Here is a 16,550-nt window from a genome sequence, read left to right on the forward strand (position 1 = left end):
GACGCCCGACCATGAGTGACACACCTGACGATCCCCGCCGCCGCCATTCCGCCGAGGTAGTGGACGGGGTCGGCAAGTCCGCCAGCCGTGCCATGCTGCGAGCGGTGGGCTTCACCGACGAGGACTTCGCCAAGCCCCAGGTGGGCATCGCCTCCACCTGGAGCAACCTCACCCCCTGCAACAGCCATATCGACGAGCTGGCCCGCCGGGCCAGCGACGGGGCTGACGGGGCTGGCGGCAAGGGGGTGATCTTCAACACCATCACCATCTCCGACGGCATCGCCAACGGCACCGAGGGCATGAAGTACTCGCTGGTGTCGCGGGAGGTGATCGCCGACTCCATCGAGACGGTGGCCGGCTGCGAGGGCTTCGACGGCCTGGTGGCCATCGGCGGCTGCGACAAGAACATGCCGGGCTGCCTGATGGGGCTGGCGCGCCTCGACCGGCCGAGCGTCTTCGTCTACGGCGGGACCATTCTGCCCGGCACCGGCCATACCGACATCGTCTCGGTGTTCGAGGCCATGGGCGCCTACAGCCGCGGCGACCTGGACCTGATCGAGGTGAAGCAGATCGAGGAGACGGCGATCCCCGGCCCCGGCTCCTGCGGCGGCATGTACACCGCCAACACCATGGCCTCGGCCATCGAGGCGCTGGGCATGAGCCTGCCCGGCAGCTCGGCGCAGAACGCGGTATCCCAGGCGAAACGCGACGACTGCAAGGCAGCCGGCGCGGCGGTGCTCGAGCTGCTCGAGCGCGACATCAAGCCCTCCGACATCATGACCCGCCAGGCCTTCGAGAACGCCATCACCGTGGTGATCGCCCTGGGTGGCTCCACCAATGCGGTGCTGCACCTGGTCGCCATGGCCAGCACCATCGGCGTGGAGCTCTCGCTCGCCGACTTCACCGAGATCGGCCGCCGCGTGCCGGTGGTCGCCGACCTGCGCCCCAGCGGCCACTACATGATGAGCGAGCTGGTGGCGATCGGCGGCATCCAGCCGCTGATGAAGACCCTGCTCGAGGCCGGCCTGCTCCACGGCGACTGCCTGACGGTGACCGGCCAGACGCTTGCCGAGAACCTGGCCGACGTCGCCCCCTATCCCGATGACCAGCAGATCATTGCGCCGCTGGATCGTCCCGTGAAGGCCGAGAGCCACCTGCGCATCCTGCACGGCAACCTGGCGCCGGAAGGGGCGGTGGCCAAGATCACCGGCAAGGAGGGCACGCGCTTCGCAGGCTCCGCGCGGGTGTTCGGCTCCGAGGAGGAGGCCCAGGCGCGCATCAACGACGGCACCGTGGTGGCCGGCGACGTGGTGGTGATCCGCTACGAGGGGCCCCGGGGCGGGCCCGGCATGCGCGAGATGCTCACGCCGACCTCGGCCATCATGGGCCGGGGGCTCGGCAGCGAGGTGGCGCTGATCACCGACGGGCGCTTCTCCGGCGGCAGCCACGGCTTCGTGGTGGGCCACGTGACGCCCGAGGCCTTCGACGGCGGCCCCCTGGCGCTGGTGGAGGATGGCGACCAGATCACCATCGATGCCGAGGCCGATACCATCGACGTCGACCTCTCCGCCGAGGAGCTGATGCGCCGCCGCGCCGCCTGGCGCCAGCCCGAACCGCGCTACGCACGCGGGGTGCTGTCGAAGTACGCGCGCACGGTGAGCTCGGCCTCCACCGGGGCGGTGACCGACCTGCCGGAGTGACCCTTCCCGACCGCCGGCATCGCGCCCGGCGGCATGGGCTATCCTTCGTCATGGCAGGCGCCGGCCGGTACCGGTGCCTGTCGCGATGCCAGGCGACAAGGAGGCCACCATGCCAGAGCCCATCCGCGGGGTCCTGCCCGAACTGGGCGTGCATTCCGAGACCGGCACCCTGCGGCAGGTGATCGTCTGCCGTCCGGGCCTCGCCCATCGGCGGCTGACGCCCTCCAACTGCCATGCCCTGCTGTTCGACGACGTCTTCTGGGTCAAGCAGGCCCAGCAGGACCATGACGTCCTTGCGTGCGTGATGCGGGACAGGGGCGTGGAGGTGCTCGACCTCAACGACCTGCTGGCCGAGACCCTCGATATCACGGAAGCCCGCGCCTGGGTGCTGGACCGGCGGATCACCTGGAACCACATCGGGGTGGGGATGGTGTCCGACCTGCGCGCCTGGATGGACGAGCTGCCGGGCGAGGCCCTGGCCCGGTTCCTGGTCGGCGGGCTGGGGGTGAGGGACCTGCCGTTCGAGCCGGCGGGGCTGTTCGGCAACCACCTGGGGCATTCCGGCTTCGTGCTTCCGCCCCTGCCCAACTTCCTCTTCACCCGCGACAGCAGCGCCTGGATCCATGGCGGCGTCACCCTCAATCCCATGCGCTGGGCCGCCCGCCAGCCGGAAACCCTGCTGATGGCGGCGGTCTATCGCTTCCATCCGGCCTTTGCCGGCCGGGTGAAGGTGCACTGGGGTGATCCCCTGGCCGACCATAACCTCGCAACCCTCGAGGGCGGGGACATCATGCCGGTGGGAAACGGCACGGTCCTGGTGGGCATGGGCGAGCGCTCCTCGCCCCAGGCCATCGGCCAGCTGGCCAAGGCGCTGTTCGACGGCGGCACGGCCGAGCGGGTGGTGGCCTGTCAGCTCCCCCGGTCCCGCTCGGCCATGCACCTGGATACGGTCTTCACCTTCTGTGGCGGCAACGTGGTGACCGCCTTCAAGGAGGTCGCGGAGGCGGTGGTCTGCTATGACCTGCATCCCGGCGAGGGCGAGAGGCCCCTGGCGTTCCGGCGGGATCCGCGCTCCCTGTTCGAGCTGGTCGCGGACGTCCTGGGCTACCCGGCGCTGGAGGTGGTACCCACCGGCGGCGACAGCCCGGAGGAACGGGAGCGCGAGCAGTGGAACGACGGCAACAACGTGCTGGCCTTGAGCCCCGGCGTCGTCGTCGGCTATGACCGCAACGATGACACCAATGCGGCTCTGGAGGCGGCGGGTATCGAGGTGCTGGCCATTCCCGGCGCCGAGCTGGGAAGGGGACGCGGCGGGGGGCGCTGCATGAGCTGCCCGACCCGTCGTGATCCTGTCTGAGAGGGGAGGGAAGCCGCATGACATATGGTCTCGAGAGCCGGCATCCGGCCCCCGGTGTGATCCTCGTCGCGACCTGGAGAAGCTGACATGCTGGTGGTGGCGGCACTGGGCGGCAACGCCCTCCTCAAGCGCGGCGAGCCGCTGACGGCCGCGGCGCAACGCGGTAACGTGCAGGTGGCGGTCCGCGCGCTGGCCGAGATCGTGCGGGCCGGGCATCGCTTGGTGATCACCCATGGCAACGGCCCCCAGGTGGGCCTGCTGGCGCTGCAGGGCGCGGCCTATCGGCCGGACGAGGCCTATCCGCTGGACGTGCTGGGTGCCGAGACCGAGGGCATGATCGGCTACATGATCGAGCAGGAACTGGAGAACGCGCTCGACCATGATCGGCCGGTGGCCACCCTGTTGACCCAGGTGGTGGTGGATCCCCGGGATCCCGCCTTTGCCCATCCCACCAAGTTTGTCGGGCCGGTCTACGAGCAGGCCGAAGCGGAACGTCGGGCGTCGGCGGCTGGCTGGCGTATCGCCCGGGACGGCGACAAGTGGCGTCGGGTCGTGCCGTCGCCGACGCCGCTGGAGATTCCGGACCTGCGGGTCTTGCAGCTGCTGCTCGCCCAGGGCGTGGAGGTGGTCTGCACCGGGGGCGGCGGGATCCCGGTCCTGCGCCGGGAGGATGGCAGCATGATCGGCGTGGAGGCGGTCATTGACAAGGACGCTGCCAGCGCGCTGCTGGCGCGCCAGCTGGGCGCCGACGCCCTGCTGCTGCTGACCGATGTGGAGGCGGTGTACCGGGATTACGGCACGGACGCCGCTTCCCCGGTAAGCGCCCTGACGGTGGCCAGGGCCCGGGAGATGGCCCTGCCGGCCGGTTCCATGGGACCGAAGCTGGCGGCCGCCTGTGACTTTGCGGAGGATGGGGGCATCAGCGGCATCGGCCGGCTGGTCGATGCCCTCGCCATACTGGAGGGAACGGCGGGCACGCGGGTGTCGGCCGACGCATAGGATGCGCTGATGACGCAGCATGAAGCCCAGTTGGAGGCCGAGGAGGCCACCGGTTACATCGTCGCCATTCGCGGCGGCGTCGTGGACGTCAGGTTTGCCGGGCAGGTCCCCGGCATCCGGGAGCTGCTCCATGCCGGGAAGGTCGGCCTGGAGGTGGCCGGCCTGGCGGATGATGGGGTGGTGCGCTGCATGGCGCTGGGGCCGGTCAGGGGGCTGGGGCTCGGCATGCCGGTGCGGGCCACCGGCGCGCCGATCAGCGTGCCGGTCGGCGACGCCGTGCTGGGCCGCATGCTGAACATGTTCGGTGCGCCGATCGACCGCAAGCCTGCGCCGGTGACCGCGGAACGGCGCGCCATCCACCAGGCGCCTCCCCGGCTGGAAGACCGTGTCGTGCGCAGCAGGATCCTGGAGACCGGCATCAAGGCCATCGACCTGCTGTCGCCCATCGAGCGAGGCGGCAAGACCGGCCTGTTCGGTGGCGCCGGCGTGGGCAAGACCGTGTTGATCACCGAACTGATCAACAACACGGTGCAGCAGCTCAAGGGCGTGAGCCTCTTCTGTGGCATCGGCGAGCGCTCACGCGAGGCGGAAGAGCTCTACCGGGAAATGGGCGAGGCCGGCGTGCGCGACAACACCGTGATGCTGTTCGGCCAGATGAACGAAGCGCCCGGTGTGCGCTTCCTGGTCGGCAAGACCGCCCTGACCATGGCCGAGCATTTCCGCGACGAGCAGCACCGCGATGTGCTGCTGCTGATCGACAACATCTTCCGCTTCGTGCAGGCCGGCTCGGAGGTCTCCGGGCTGCTGGGCCGCATGCCCTCGCGGGTGGGCTACCAGCCGACGCTGGCGACCGAGCTGGCGGAGCTGGAGGAGCGCATCACCTCCACCCGCCAGGCCGCCATCACCTCGGTCCAGGCCGTCTACGTGCCGGCCGACGACTTCACCGACCCCGCGGCCGCGCATATCTTCTCGCACCTGTCGGGCTCGGTCGTGCTGTCGCGCAAGCGGGCCAGCGAGGGCCTGTACCCGGCCATCGACCCCCTGGCCTCCTCCTCGGTCATGCTCACGCCCTCGGTGGTGGGGCAGCGTCATTACGACATCGCCCGCGCGGTGCGCCGCACCCTGGCCGAATACGAGGAACTGCGCGATATCATCGCCATGCTGGGCATCGAGGAACTGTCGGCCGCCGACCGGGCCACCGTGGCCCGCGCACGCCGGCTGGAGCGCTTCCTGACCCAGCCCTTCTTTACCACGGGCTCGTTCACCGGGACCGAGGGCAAGCGCGTGTCCATCGACGATACCCTCGAGGGGTGCGACACCATCCTGAACCAGACCCGTTTCGCGCATGACGAGGGCGACTACTACATGATCGGGGCCCTTTCCGACCTGGAGGAGGAGGCATGAGCCTGTCAGCCGAGATGCAGGTGACCCTGCGGCTGCCGACCCGGACCCTGTTCGAGGGCCCGGCGACCCGGCTGTTTGCGGAGGCGGAAAACGGGGCCTTCGGGATGCTGCCGAACCATATCGACTTCGTCACCGCGCTGGTGCCCTCCGTGCTGATCCTGACCCTGGCGGACGGCGAGGAACGGATCTTCGGCATCGACGAGGGGATCCTGGTGAAGAAGGGACACGACGTGGATATCGCCATTCGGCGCGGCGTCCAGGGCAGCGACCTGGCCTCGCTGAGGGAGACCGTGCAGGAGAGCTTCGTCGAGGTGGATGAAGAGGAGCGCGTGGCCCGCTCCGCCCTGTCTCGCCTGGAGGCGGGCATCGTGCGGCGGTTTGCCGACCTGCAGCGGCCCAGGACACCATGACCCGGAAGCGCAAGTCTCCGGTGGAGGACATCGGCCGTCGCGCCCGGCGCCGGGAGAGGGCCCGGAACGACCCGGGCTCGAGCCCGCTGCGGGGGCTCGGGGTCTTCGGCATGATCGGCTGGTCGATCGCGGTGCCCACCGTGGGCGGCGCCTTTCTCGGGCTGTGGCTCGACCGCCACATGCCGCAGGCGTTTCAGTGGACCATTGCCCTGATCCTGGGGGGCGTGGCGCTGGGCAGCTTCATTGCCTGGGCCTGGGTCAGCAAGGAAGCCAACGACAAGGGGAGCGAGCATGATGACGATTGACTGGCACGCCGTGATCACCGGCTTCGGCGCCGGTGTCGCCGTCAGTATCCTGTACTTCCTGGGCCTGGCGCTGAGCGTCCGCCTGGCGCTGCGCCTGACTCGGCCCGTCCCGGTCCTGCTGCCCAGTGCCGCGCTGCGGATCGGGGGGCTGCTGGCAGCCGGCTGGTGGGTGACCGACGGGGGCACCCTGGGCGGGGCCTTCGTGGGCTATGTACTCGCCTTCTTCCTGGTGCGCTTCATCGCCACCCTGATGGCCCGGCTACCCCGGGTGAAGGAGGCCGGATGCAACTGACACCCGACGAGACGACGGTCTTCACCCTCTGGGGCCTCGGCATCAACGAGACCGTGGTCAATACCTGGATCGTCATGGCCCTGCTGACCGTTGCCTCGATGCTCGTGACCCGGAAGCTGCGGCCGGACGTGCCGCCGAATCGCTGGCGAACGACCCTGGAGGTGATCGTCACCGGGATCCAGCGGCAGGTCGAGGACATCTCGCCGCAGTCGTCGCGCCACGTCCTCTACTTCTCGGGGACGCTGTTCCTGTTCATCGCGCTGTCCAACCTGCTGCTGGTCGTGCCGGGCTTCACGCCGCCCACGGCCTCGCTGTCGACCACGGCGGCCCTGGCCCTGTCGGTGCTGATCGCCGTCCCGCTGTTCGGCATCACCCGACAGGGCATCGTCGGCTACCTGAAGACCTACATCCAGCCCTCCATCGTCATGCTGCCCTTCAACATCATCAGCGAGTTCTCCCGGGGGATCTCGCTGGCCATTCGCCTCTACGGCAACGTGATGAGCGGGGCGGTCATCGCCGGCATCCTGCTGGGCGTGGCGCCGTTCTTCTTTCCCGTGGTGATGGACGTGCTGGGCCTGCTGACCGGCCTGATCCAGGCCTACATCTTCGCCATCCTGGCGACCGTCTACATCTCGTCGGCCACGGCCACCGTCAACAAGCCCGACCACGATCTCGACAGCGAACGTGAACATAAGGAGCAAGATCGATGACTGATGCAGCCATGATTGCGGCCATCTCCATCTTCACCGCGGGACTGACGGTGGCTTTCGGTGCGCTGGGCCCGGCGCTGGGGGAGGGGCGCGCCGCGGCTGCCGCCCTGGCCGCCATCGCCCAGCAGCCGGACTCGGCCTCCACCCTGTCGCGCACCCTGTTCGTGAGCCTGGCCATGATCGAGTCCACGGCGATCTACTGCTTCGTGGTGGCGATGATCGTGCTGTTCGCCAACCCGTTCATGGATGCCTTCCTGCAAGCCACCCAACCGGCGGCAGGCTGAGCCATGTCGATCGACTGGGTCACGGTCCTCGCCCAGATCGCCAACTTCCTGGTGCTGGTCTGGCTGCTGAAGCGCTTCCTCTACAAGCCGATCCTCAAGGGCATCGATTCCCGCGAGGCCGAGATTGCCGAACGGATGGGGGAGGCCAAACGGGCCAAGGAGAAGGCGGCTGCCGCGGAGGCGGACTTCGTGGCACGCCAGCAGAAGCTGCAGGCCGACCAGGACGCCCTGGCGGAGCGGGTGCGCGAGCAGGCGAAGCAGCAGCGGGACGCCCTGCTGGCCGAGGCTCACGAGAAGATGGAGCAGGAACGCCAGGATAGCCTGGCGCACCTGGCCCGCGAACGGGAGCGCTTCACGTCGGAGCTCTATCAGGCGAGTGCCGAGACGCTCTACCAGCTGGCCGGCCGGGCGCTGCAGGACCTGGCCGACGAGCGCCTGGATGAGCACATCGCCCTGCACGTGATCGGCAAGCTGGCGCCGCTGTCGGACGAGCTGGCCTCGGCCGCCGAGCATGCCGAGGAGGCGGTGGCCACCACCCATGCGCCGTTGCCGGAGGGGGCCTGCCACGAGGTCGAGGCCGCCCTGGCGGCCCGGGTGCCCGGCCTTCCCCTGCGCTTCGCCACCGATGACAGCCAGTCCCCCGGCCTGGTCCTGCGCATCGGCAGCCTCGAGCTCGCCTGGACGGTCGAGAGCTACACCGACGAGCTGGTCGAGCTGCTCAAGGAGCGCCTGGCCAGCGGCGAGTCGGGCAGGGTGAACGCGCATGGCGGATGAAACGCACCGGCCCGACGTGCAGGACTTCATCGACCTCCTGCTGGACAGCCCCGCTCCCTCGCCGGTGCTGGCCGAGGTGGGGACGGTCGCCACGGTGGGCGACGGGATCGCCGTGGTCTCGGGGCTCGGGCGGGCCCTGTCGGATGAGCTGCTGGTCTTCGCCTCGGGGGTTCGCGGCGTGGTGCTGGACCTTGAGCCGGACCGGCTGGGCGTCGTGCTGCTGGGCCCCTCGGAGCGAGTGAGGGCCGGTGAGGATGTCTGGCGCACCCACAAGGTGATCAGCGTGCCGGTCGGGCCGGGCCTGGTCGGTCGGGTGGTCGACGCTACCGGCCAGCCCCGGGACGGCAAGGGCAGGGTGACCGCCGTGGCCGAACGGCCGGTGGAGGCCCGGGCGCCGGACATCCTCAGCCGCGGGGCCGTCAAGCGCCCCCTGGCGACGGGCCTCAAGGCGGTCGATGCCGCGGTGCCGGTCGGCCTGGGGCAGCGGGAACTGATCATCGGCGACCGCCAGACCGGCAAGACCTCCATCGCCCTGGATACCATCCTCAACCAGGCCCGCTCGGAGGTCCTGAGCATCTATTGCGCCATCGGTCAGCGCGGGGACGCGGTGGCCAGGGTCATCGAGGCGCTCCGGGAGAGCGGGCAGCTGGCCAACACCATCGTGGTCGTCGCCGGCGACGAGGACGCGCCGGGACTGGCCTATATCGCGCCCTATGCGGCGATGACGATGGCGGAATACTTCGCCGACCAGGCCCGGGACGTGCTGGTCGTCTTCGATGACCTCACCCACCACGCCCGCTCCTATCGCGAGCTCTCGCTGCTGCTGCGGAGACCGCCGGGGCGCGAGGCGTTCCCCGGGGACATCTTCTACGTGCATGCCAGGCTGCTCGAGCGGGCCGGCCAGTTCACCGAGGAGGCCGGGGGCGGTTCCATCACCGCCCTGCCCGTGGTGGAGACCCAGGCAGAAAACCTCTCGGCCTACATCCCGACCAACCTCATCTCGATCACCGACGGCCAGATCTACCTGTCGCCGCGGCTGGTGCGCAAGAACCAGTTCCCGGCCGTGGACCTCGGGGTGTCGGTGTCGCGGGTGGGCGGCAAGGCCCAGCACCGCGCCTTCCGGGACGTCGCCGGCAACCTGCGCGTCACCCTCTCCCAGTTCGAGGAGCTGGAGGACTTTGCCCGCTTCGGTACCCGGCTGGATGACGCCACCCGGGCCCGCCTGAGCCGGGGCGCGGCGGTCCGGGCGGCATTGCGCCAGCCCGAGCGGGACCCGGTACCGGCCGTGGAGCAGCTGCTGGTGCTGCTGGCGGCGATGGAGGGCCTGTTCGACGGGCTGTCGGAGACCGAGGTGGTGGCCGCCATGGAGACCATCCGGGCCTCGGTGGGGGACGCCCTGACGGGGGTCGCCGCGCGCATCGCCCGCAACGAGCCCCTGGAGGAGGAGGACCGCGCCGCCATCCTCTCGGTGGCGCGGTCCGCCCTCGGCAAGCAGGAGGACGGCCGTGACGCAGACACTTGAAGCCCTCTCCCGCCGCTTTGATACGCTGACCAGCATCCGCGGGATCGTGCACACCATGAAGACGATCTCGGCCATCAATGCCGTACCCTATGAGCGTGCCGCCCGCTCCATCGAGGCCTATCACCGCACCGTGCGCAGCGGACTGCACGCGTTCGTCGCCAGAACCGGCCCTATCGCCATGCCGTCCGTGGAGCTGGCCGACAGCGTCGTGGTGGTCTTCGGCTCCGACCATGGCCTGTGCGGCAACTACAACGAACTGCTCGCCGAGAAGGTAGCGGCGGAACTCGTGCCGGCGACGGCCGGACACGCCGCCCTTCGGGTGCTGTGTGTCGGCGCCCAGATGCATGACGCCCTGGCGGGGCAGGGCCTCAGCCCCGAGAGCGTGCTGCTGCCCCCGGCCTCGGCGGAGGGTATCGGGCGCCTGGCGGGCAGCATCGTCACCCGGCTGGACGACATCGGCGGCGGCGAGCCTCACCATCGCAAGGTCACGCTGGCCTTCACCCAGCGCGCCGGGCGCGGGCAGCACGAGCCGGTGCTGATGCCGCTGCTGCCCCTGGGGCAGGCGTTGCTCTCGGAGCTCGCCGGCCGGCCATGGCAATCCCGCTCGCTGCCCGACTATTCGATGCCCAGCGCCGAGCTGTTTGCCGCCCTGTTGCGCAGCCATATCTTCGCCAGCGTCTTCCGTGCCTCGGCGGAGGCCATGGTCACCGAGAATGCTGCACGCCTTGCCCTGATGCAGCAGGCCGAGAAGTCGGTGGACGAGCGCCTGGACGAGGTGAAGGGGCAGCTGAGATCGGTGCGCCAGGATGACATTACCACCGAGCTGCTGGACGTCATCATCGGCTTCGAGGCGCTGCGCAACTCTTCTCGCAGCTCTTCTCGCGACGTTCCTCGCAGGGCGTCCCGCGGGACCTGAGCCCAGGGGGCGGTGTTCAAGAATTGCAGCGCTCAGCGGGCGCAGGTGCGAAAGCCGGCCAGGATGTCCTGGCGGTCCGGCGTGAAGAAGTTGCGGTAGCTGTTGTGGGCCAGCCGCGAGCGGGTGGCCCAGGCGCCGCCGCGCAGCACGTAGCGCCCCTCCCGGAACCAGGGGGCCGAGTAGTCGCGGTAGAGCTCGGGTTCGAAGCCCGGGAAGGGCGCGAAGGGCGAGGCCGTCCACTCCCAGACGTTGCCCAGCATCTGCCGGCAGCCGAAGGCGCTGTCGCCCTCGGGCAGCGCCGCCACGTCGAGCCGGCACAGGCGCCAGCCGTCCAGGTTGGCCCGACCGGCATCCGGCGGCGTCTCGCCCCAGGGGAAGCGTCGCTTGCCGGGGGCGAGTGCGCTCCCGTCGGCCGACGGCGCCCGGCTGGCGGCGACTTCCCACTCCGCCTCGCTCGGCAGGCGTCGCCCGGCCCAGCGGCACCAGGCCTCGGCCTCGTGCCAGCCGACGTGCACCACCGGCTGGTGGAGAGCCAGCGGCAGCCAGCGGTCGAAGCAGCGCGCCTCCCAGTGGCCATCGGTGTCGCGGCGCCAGTAGATCGGCCCCTGCAGCGCCTGGTGCTCGCGCCACTGCCAGCCCGCCTCGCTCCACAGCTCGCGCCGCGCGTAGCCGCCATCTTCGATGAAGGCGGCGTACTCTGCGTTGGTGACCGGCGCCCGGGCGATCGAGAAGGGCGCCACCTCGACCTCCAGGGGCGGCTTCTCGTTGTCGAAGCGGAAGGGCACGTCCTTGTCGGAGCCTAGCCGGTGGCGCCCGCCGGGGATGGCGACATCGCCGGGCAGGGGCCCGTGCGAGGCGGGAGCGGGGCGCTGGCCCGGCGGTGGGGTGCCCAGGTCCGGGGCCGGGTCGCCCAGCGTCTGGCGGGTATAGAGGAAGGCCTCGCCGTGCATGTCCTCGTGCAGGGTGGTGAGCTGGTAGACATAGCTCTGGGCGGCGCTCGCGGTGCCGTCGGGCAGGCGCTCGAGCATCGCCTGCTGTACCCGCGACAGGTAGTCCAGGGTCTCGTCGCGGGAGGGCAGCGGTAGCGCCCAACGGTCGTCGTGGGCGATGCTGCTCGAATCGAACAGCCGGTCGGCGCCGGCGAGCCGGTAGTCGGGCAGGCCATACAGGCCGCGCAGGGCGAAATGGTCGTGGAAGAAGCCCAGGTGGCCGAGCTCCCACAGCGGCGGGTTGACGATCGCCAGGCGTGGGCCCAGCTCGCGGGCCTCGAGGATGTCCTGCATCAGCGCCAGGCTGCGGGTGCGGGCATCGACGAGCATCGCCGCCAGCTCATCGGCGGCCCGCGGCGGCGTCGGCGGTGTGCCGAGAGGTGAAGAGGGCATGCTGACTTCCTCGAGGAGAGACCATGGCATTGAAGGTAGCCCTGATCAGCCCGGCGGGTCGAGGCTCCCGCGCCGGCAACCGTGCCACGGCGACCCGCTGGGCGGGGCTGCTGCGGGCACTGGGCTGCCGGGTGCGGATCGCCGGTTCCGAGGACGACACGGGCCAGTGGCATATCGCCGGCCGGCCGCCCGACCTGGTGATGGCGCTGCATGCCTGGCGCAGCCAGGGGGCCATCCGCGCCTGTCGCCAGGCCTTCCCGGGCTGCCCCCTGGTGGTGGTGCTGACGGGCACCGATGTCTATCGCTTCCAGCACAGCCATCCCGAGGCGTTCGAGGAGAGCCTGGCGGCGGCGGATGCCCTGGTCGGCCTGCATGACCGCCTGGCCGAGGACCTTCCCCCGCGTTTCCTGCCGCGGCTGCAGGTCGTCCACCAGTCGGCGCGACCCTTGCCGCCGCATGCCCCGGGGCCGGGCGGGCGATATGTCGAGGTCCTGGTCGCCGGCCACCTGCGCGAGGAGAAGGACCCGCTGCGCGCGGCGCTTGCGGTGCGCGACCTGCCGGCGGACTCGCGGCTGCGGGTCATCCAGCTGGGCGCCGCCCTGGACGAGGCCTGGGCCAGGGCGGCCCGTGACGAGATGGCGGGTAACCCCCGCTACCGCTGGCTGGGTGACCAGCCCCGCTGGCGGGTGCGACGGTGGATGGCCCGGGCCCGGCTGATGGTGATCAGCTCGCGCATGGAGGGGGGCGCCAACGTGGTCAGCGAGGCCTGCGTGGCCGGCCTGCCGGTGCTGGCCTCCGATATCCCGGGCAACCGCGGCCTGCTGGGCGAGGACTATGTCGGCTACTTCCCGGTGGCCGATACCGCGGTGCTGCGCGACCTGCTGCGCCGCGCCGAGACCGAGCCGGCCTTCATCGACCGGATGCGCCGCCAGGTGCTGGCGCGGGCGCCCCTGTTCCGGCCCAAGGCCGAGCGCGAGGGGCTGGCGCGGGTGCTCACCGCCTGCGGGCTCACCCCCTGATGCCGTCCCGCCTTCGCCACCCTCCGCACACTATCATCGATCCTCAGCCCGTCAGATGGATGGGCTCCAGCGCCTCGCCGGGGTCGAGGACCCGGCCGATGAGGGCGGCCCGGGCGTAGCCCAGGGCATGCAGGGCGTCCAGGCAGGCCTCGGCACGCTCGGCGGGCACGCTGGCCAGCAGCCCACCGGCGGTCTGGGGGTCGAAGAGCAGCGGGTAGCGGGGATGCTCGACCCACGCGGCCTGGTTGCGGATGGCGCGGCGCAGGCGCACGTTGGCGGGCTGCAGGGAGCTCAGGATCCCGGCGGCGACGGTCTCCTCCGCGCCCTCGAGCAGCGGCAGGGCGGCCAGGTCGAGCTCGGCATCCACGCCCGAGGGACGGGTCATCTCCACCAGGTGCCCCAGCAGGCCGAATCCGGTGAGGTCGGTGCAGGCGGTGGCGCCGTGCTCGCGCAGGCAGTTCGCCGCCTGGCGGCTGGACTGGCCCATGCTCGTGAGTGCCGCATCGATCCAGCGCCCGCGGGCGGCGAGCCGCGCATGGGCGGCGAACAGGGTGCCGGTGCCGATGGGCTTGGTCAGGATCAGCGCCTGGCCGGGACGCAGGCCGCCCTTCGTCAGGGCGCTGTCGCCGCCGGCATCGATCAGGCCATTGACGGCAAAGCCCAGGGCCAGCTCGCTGCCCTCGCCGGTGTGCCCGCCGACCAGGGCGCAGCCCGCCTCGTTGAGCACCTCCACGGCGCCGGCCATCATCTGGTAGACGGTGTCCTCCACCTTGGCCTCGAGTCCCTGGGGCACCGTGGCCACGGCGGTGGCGGTCTGCGCCTCGGCGCCCATGGCGAAGATGTCGCCCAGGGCGTGGTTGGCGGCGATCCTGCCGAAGACATAGGGGTCGTCGATGAAGGCGCGGAAGAAGTCGATGGTATGCACCATGTCCTTGCCCGGCGGTACCCGCACCACGGCGGCGTCGTCCGGGGCATGCAGGCCGACCAGGACCTCCTCGCGTGCCACCGGCTCCAGGGTCGAGAGGGCCCGGGAGAGCACCGAGGCGCCCACCTTGGCCCCGCAGCCGCCGCAGCGCATGGCGACGGCCGAGATCGCCTGGTCGTGCTCCTCCTCGTCCAGTACCACCCGGCTGGGGGCTGTGGCCTTCATGGTGTCCTGCGTCATGGGCGGCAGGTCGTTGAAGCGGGCCATGAAGCGCCGGTCGATGAAGTCCTTCCAGCGCCATACCCAGTCGCCGGCCAGGCACAGGCGCCCCCGGGAGGCCACGGCGTGGCGGTCGCCGGTGCTGATCAGGGCCAGCCATCTCGCCTGGGGGCGGTAGGGGGTGAGGGGGCGGCCGGTCACGACGGCGCGCAGGTTGTCGGCCAGCGGTCGGCCCTGGCGCACGGCGAAGACCCCGGCCTTCTCGCGGGGATGGTTGACCTGGCGGGCGATGTCGCCGGCGGCGAAGACGCGCGGGTCCGACGGCGAGCGCAGGGTGTCGTCGACCTGGATGAAGCCGTCGTCATCGAGCTCGAGCCGGGTGTCCTTGAGCCACTCGGCACCGCCGGCGTTGGTCACCCAGACGATCTCGTCGGCGCCATGCCAGGTGCCGTCGGCGGCCTGCAGGCGGCCCGCCTCGACGTCGACGACCTCGGTGGCGGTATGCACCTCGATGCCGCGGCGGGCCAGGGTGTCGCGGAACTGCGCCCGTACCCGGGCATTGTGGGTGGGCAGGATGCTCTCGCCGCGGGTGAAGAGGGCAAAGGAGAGCTCGGCCGGGTCGCGCCCGCGGGCGGCCAGCTCCCTGCCCAGCCGGTACTGCATGGCCAGCAGCAGCTCGACGCCGCCGGCGCCGCCGCCGACCACCGCGACGCGGGTCCGGCCCGGATGCGCCTCGATGCGCCGGAGCAGCGTCTGCCAGCGGTCGTTGAACTGGTGGATCGGCTTGACCGGGACGGCGTGCCCGGCGGCACCACCGAGCGCATCCACGCGCGGCGTCGAACCGATATTGATCGACAGCCAGTCATAGGGCACCGGGGGGCGCGAGCGGCAGAGCACCCTGCGCGCGTCGTGGTCGATGCCCACGGCCTCGTCGGCGAAGAAGCGTGCCCCGGCGTATTCGGCCAGCCGGCGCAGGTCGATATGCACATCGTCGTAGCCGTAGTGCCCGGCGACGTAGCCCGGCAGCATGCCCGAGTAGGGGGTGTGGGTGTCGCGGCAGATCAGGGTGAGCCTGACGCCCGGCTCGGGCTTCATGGCGAAGCGCTTCAGCACCCCCACGTGGGTGTGCCCGCCGCCGACGAGGACGATATCCCGTAATGCTGGTAACCCCGGGGGCTGCTGCGGTTGCTGCATGGTCAGGCTCGCTCTAGATTGGTGAGGTGCTGCCGCCACAGTCTAAAGGCAAATCGGTGAGGCGACGCCATCCCGGCGGTCTCCGTGATGCCGCAGCCAGTCGCCAGAACCGTTCGCCAGCGAGGGGCCCTGATGTCCACTGCCGTGCAGTTCCATGACCAGCATCCCGGCGAGGCGGGGCCCTCGTTTCGCGACGAGGTGATCCAGGGGCTCGGCGCCACGCCGAAGGCCCTCTCGCCCAAGCACTTCTATGACGAGCGGGGCTCGCGGCTCTTCGAGGCGATCTGCGAGCTGCCCGAGTATTACCTGACCCGCACCGAGGAGGGCATCCTCTCCCGGGCCGCCGACGAGATCGCGGCGCGGGTCGGCCCGGACTCGCTGATGGTCGAGCTGGGCAGCGGCGCCAGCCGCAAGGTCCGGCTGCTGCTGGAGGCGATGCGCCCCCGCCGATACCTCGGCATGGACATCTCCCGTGACTTCCTGCTGCAGAGCACCCGTCGCCTGGCGGCGGACTACCCCTGGCTGGAGGTGCATGCCGCCTGGGGGGATTTCTCGCGCCGCCTCGAGCTGCCCCCGGGCGTCGAGGGCCGCCGGGTGGTGGCGTTCTTTCCCGGCTCGAGCATCGGCAACTTCACGCCGCGCGAGGCCGAGGCCTTCCTGGTCCGCCTGCGACGGGCGATGCCGCCGGGCAGCGGGGTGCTGATCGGGGTCGACCTGGTCAAGGACCACGACATCCTGGAGGCGGCCTACAACGATGCCGCGGGTGTCACCGCGGCCTTCAACCTCAACCTGCTGGCGCGCATGCGCCGCGAGCTGGGGGCCGCGGTCGAGATGGATGCCTTCCGCCACCGCGCCTTCTTCAATGCGCCGGCCTCGCGCATCGAGATGCACCTGGTCAGCGAGCAGCGCCAGGCCATCACCCTCGATGGGCAGCGCTTCGCCTTCGAGGAAGGCGAGACGCTGCATACCGAGAATTCCTGCAAGTACAGCGTGGCGGGGTTCCAGGCCCTGGCGGCGCGTGCCGGTTACCGGTCACGCGCCGCGTGGTGCGATGACGCGGCGCTGTTCAGCGTGCACTATCTCTCAAGCGACTAGCTCTCGAGCGACCAGCCCTCGAGCAACTAGCTGTCGCGCGACC

16 protein-coding genes are annotated in these 16,550 nt (G+C 70.7%); 14 read left to right on the plus strand and 2 right to left on the minus strand.

Annotation, left to right across the window (positions count from 1 at the left end):
- The first annotated feature begins 11 nt into the window (after positions 1 to 11).
- The 12 genes from ilvD (at position 12) to P8934_RS02865 (ending at position 10,673) form a co-directional block, all read left to right on the plus strand.
- Positions 12 to 1,700 (plus strand): dihydroxy-acid dehydratase, encoded by a 1,689-nt coding sequence (ilvD, locus tag P8934_RS02810; RefSeq protein WP_278032825.1) that lies wholly within the window; start codon positions 12 to 14, stop codon positions 1,698 to 1,700.
- 109 nt (positions 1,701 to 1,809) lie between these two features.
- Positions 1,810 to 3,057, plus strand: a complete 1,248-nt coding sequence (locus P8934_RS02815; RefSeq protein ID WP_278032826.1) for an arginine deiminase — start codon at positions 1,810 to 1,812, stop codon at positions 3,055 to 3,057.
- Positions 3,058 to 3,144: 87 nt separating this feature from the next.
- Complete coding sequence (gene arcC / locus P8934_RS02820) at positions 3,145 to 4,056, plus strand: carbamate kinase (protein WP_278032827.1); 912 nt, start codon at positions 3,145 to 3,147, stop codon at positions 4,054 to 4,056.
- 9 nt (positions 4,057 to 4,065) lie between these two features.
- Positions 4,066 to 5,460 carry a F0F1 ATP synthase subunit beta gene (gene atpD / locus P8934_RS02825; protein ID WP_278032828.1) on the plus strand — a complete coding sequence of 465 codons (1,395 nt, stop codon included), beginning with the start codon at positions 4,066 to 4,068 and terminating at the stop codon, positions 5,458 to 5,460.
- Positions 5,457 to 5,870, plus strand: a complete 414-nt coding sequence (locus P8934_RS02830) for a F0F1 ATP synthase subunit epsilon (RefSeq protein ID WP_278032829.1) — start codon at positions 5,457 to 5,459, stop codon at positions 5,868 to 5,870. Before atpD ends, P8934_RS02830 begins: the two co-directional genes overlap by 4 nt.
- Complete coding sequence (locus P8934_RS02835; RefSeq protein ID WP_278032830.1) at positions 5,867 to 6,175, plus strand: AtpZ/AtpI family protein; 309 nt, start codon at positions 5,867 to 5,869, stop codon at positions 6,173 to 6,175. Before P8934_RS02830 ends, P8934_RS02835 begins: the two co-directional genes overlap by 4 nt.
- Positions 6,162 to 6,467, plus strand: a complete 306-nt coding sequence (locus P8934_RS02840; RefSeq protein WP_278032831.1) for a hypothetical protein — start codon at positions 6,162 to 6,164, stop codon at positions 6,465 to 6,467. The genes P8934_RS02835 and P8934_RS02840 overlap by 14 nt, the downstream gene beginning before the upstream one ends.
- A complete protein-coding gene (locus P8934_RS02845) occupies positions 6,458 to 7,177 on the plus strand; it encodes a F0F1 ATP synthase subunit A (protein ID WP_278032832.1) in 720 nt (239 codons plus the stop codon). The genes P8934_RS02840 and P8934_RS02845 overlap by 10 nt, the downstream gene beginning before the upstream one ends.
- On the plus strand, positions 7,174 to 7,461 hold the full coding sequence (locus P8934_RS02850; protein WP_278032833.1) for a F0F1 ATP synthase subunit C: 288 nt from the start codon (positions 7,174 to 7,176) through the stop codon (positions 7,459 to 7,461). The genes P8934_RS02845 and P8934_RS02850 overlap by 4 nt, the downstream gene beginning before the upstream one ends.
- A 3-nt stretch (positions 7,462 to 7,464) precedes the next feature.
- On the plus strand, positions 7,465 to 8,235 hold the full coding sequence (locus P8934_RS02855) for a hypothetical protein (RefSeq protein ID WP_278032834.1): 771 nt from the start codon (positions 7,465 to 7,467) through the stop codon (positions 8,233 to 8,235).
- On the plus strand, positions 8,225 to 9,757 hold the full coding sequence (locus tag P8934_RS02860; protein WP_278032835.1) for a F0F1 ATP synthase subunit alpha: 1,533 nt from the start codon (positions 8,225 to 8,227) through the stop codon (positions 9,755 to 9,757). The genes P8934_RS02855 and P8934_RS02860 overlap by 11 nt, the downstream gene beginning before the upstream one ends.
- Positions 9,741 to 10,673, plus strand: coding sequence for a FoF1 ATP synthase subunit gamma (locus P8934_RS02865; protein ID WP_278032836.1), 933 nt, complete (start codon positions 9,741 to 9,743; stop codon positions 10,671 to 10,673). The genes P8934_RS02860 and P8934_RS02865 overlap by 17 nt, the downstream gene beginning before the upstream one ends.
- Positions 10,674 to 10,705: 32 nt before the next feature.
- Here P8934_RS02865 and senA read toward each other — a convergent pair whose 3' ends face one another.
- Positions 10,706 to 12,055, minus strand: a complete 1,350-nt coding sequence (senA, locus tag P8934_RS02870) for a selenoneine synthase SenA (protein ID WP_278032837.1) — start codon at positions 12,053 to 12,055, stop codon at positions 10,706 to 10,708.
- Positions 12,056 to 12,078: 23 nt separating this feature from the next.
- Between senA and senB the strand changes: the two genes are divergently transcribed.
- Positions 12,079 to 13,074 carry a selenoneine biosynthesis selenosugar synthase SenB gene (senB, locus tag P8934_RS02875; RefSeq protein WP_278032838.1) on the plus strand — a complete coding sequence of 332 codons (996 nt, stop codon included), beginning with the start codon at positions 12,079 to 12,081 and terminating at the stop codon, positions 13,072 to 13,074.
- Positions 13,075 to 13,117: 43 nt separating this feature from the next.
- Here the strand turns inward: senB and selD are convergent, their stop codons facing one another.
- Entirely contained in the window at positions 13,118 to 15,412 is a 2,295-nt protein-coding gene (gene selD / locus P8934_RS02880) for a selenide, water dikinase SelD (protein WP_278032839.1), read from the minus strand.
- A gap of 132 nt (positions 15,413 to 15,544) precedes the next feature.
- On the opposite strand from selD, the gene egtD reads away from it, so the two are divergent.
- A complete protein-coding gene (egtD, locus tag P8934_RS02885; RefSeq protein ID WP_278032840.1) occupies positions 15,545 to 16,507 on the plus strand; it encodes an L-histidine N(alpha)-methyltransferase in 963 nt (320 codons plus the stop codon).
- Positions 16,508 to 16,550: the final 43 nt, after the last annotated feature.

Source organism: Halomonas sp. CKK8, assembly GCF_029625235.1.
In the GTDB taxonomy this organism is placed as follows: Bacteria; Pseudomonadota; Gammaproteobacteria; order Pseudomonadales; family Halomonadaceae; genus Halomonas; species Halomonas ventosae.

What these genes read in the sequence shown, in the direction of transcription:
- P8934_RS02860 (WP_278032835.1), top strand. Translation starts at nt 8,225, where the DNA reads ATGGCGGATGAAACGCACCGGCCCGACGTGCAGGACTTCATCGACCTC.
- arcC (WP_278032827.1), top strand. Translation starts at nt 3,145, where the DNA reads ATGCTGGTGGTGGCGGCACTGGGCGGCAACGCCCTCCTCAAGCGCGGC.
- senA (WP_278032837.1), bottom strand. Translation starts at nt 12,055, where the DNA reads ATGCCCTCTTCACCTCTCGGCACACCGCCGACGCCGCCGCGGGCCGCC.
- egtD (WP_278032840.1), top strand. Translation starts at nt 15,545, where the DNA reads ATGTCCACTGCCGTGCAGTTCCATGACCAGCATCCCGGCGAGGCGGGG.
- atpD (WP_278032828.1), top strand. Translation starts at nt 4,066, where the DNA reads ATGACGCAGCATGAAGCCCAGTTGGAGGCCGAGGAGGCCACCGGTTAC.
- P8934_RS02830 (WP_278032829.1), top strand. Translation starts at nt 5,457, where the DNA reads ATGAGCCTGTCAGCCGAGATGCAGGTGACCCTGCGGCTGCCGACCCGG.
- P8934_RS02850 (WP_278032833.1), top strand. Translation starts at nt 7,174, where the DNA reads ATGACTGATGCAGCCATGATTGCGGCCATCTCCATCTTCACCGCGGGA.
- selD (WP_278032839.1), bottom strand. Translation starts at nt 15,412, where the DNA reads ATGCAGCAACCGCAGCAGCCCCCGGGGTTACCAGCATTACGGGATATC.
- P8934_RS02815 (WP_278032826.1), top strand. Translation starts at nt 1,810, where the DNA reads ATGCCAGAGCCCATCCGCGGGGTCCTGCCCGAACTGGGCGTGCATTCC.
- ilvD (WP_278032825.1), top strand. Translation starts at nt 12, where the DNA reads ATGAGTGACACACCTGACGATCCCCGCCGCCGCCATTCCGCCGAGGTA.
- P8934_RS02835 (WP_278032830.1), top strand. Translation starts at nt 5,867, where the DNA reads ATGACCCGGAAGCGCAAGTCTCCGGTGGAGGACATCGGCCGTCGCGCC.
- P8934_RS02840 (WP_278032831.1), top strand. Translation starts at nt 6,162, where the DNA reads ATGATGACGATTGACTGGCACGCCGTGATCACCGGCTTCGGCGCCGGT.
- P8934_RS02855 (WP_278032834.1), top strand. Translation starts at nt 7,465, where the DNA reads ATGTCGATCGACTGGGTCACGGTCCTCGCCCAGATCGCCAACTTCCTG.
- P8934_RS02845 (WP_278032832.1), top strand. Translation starts at nt 6,458, where the DNA reads ATGCAACTGACACCCGACGAGACGACGGTCTTCACCCTCTGGGGCCTC.
- senB (WP_278032838.1), top strand. Translation starts at nt 12,079, where the DNA reads ATGGCATTGAAGGTAGCCCTGATCAGCCCGGCGGGTCGAGGCTCCCGC.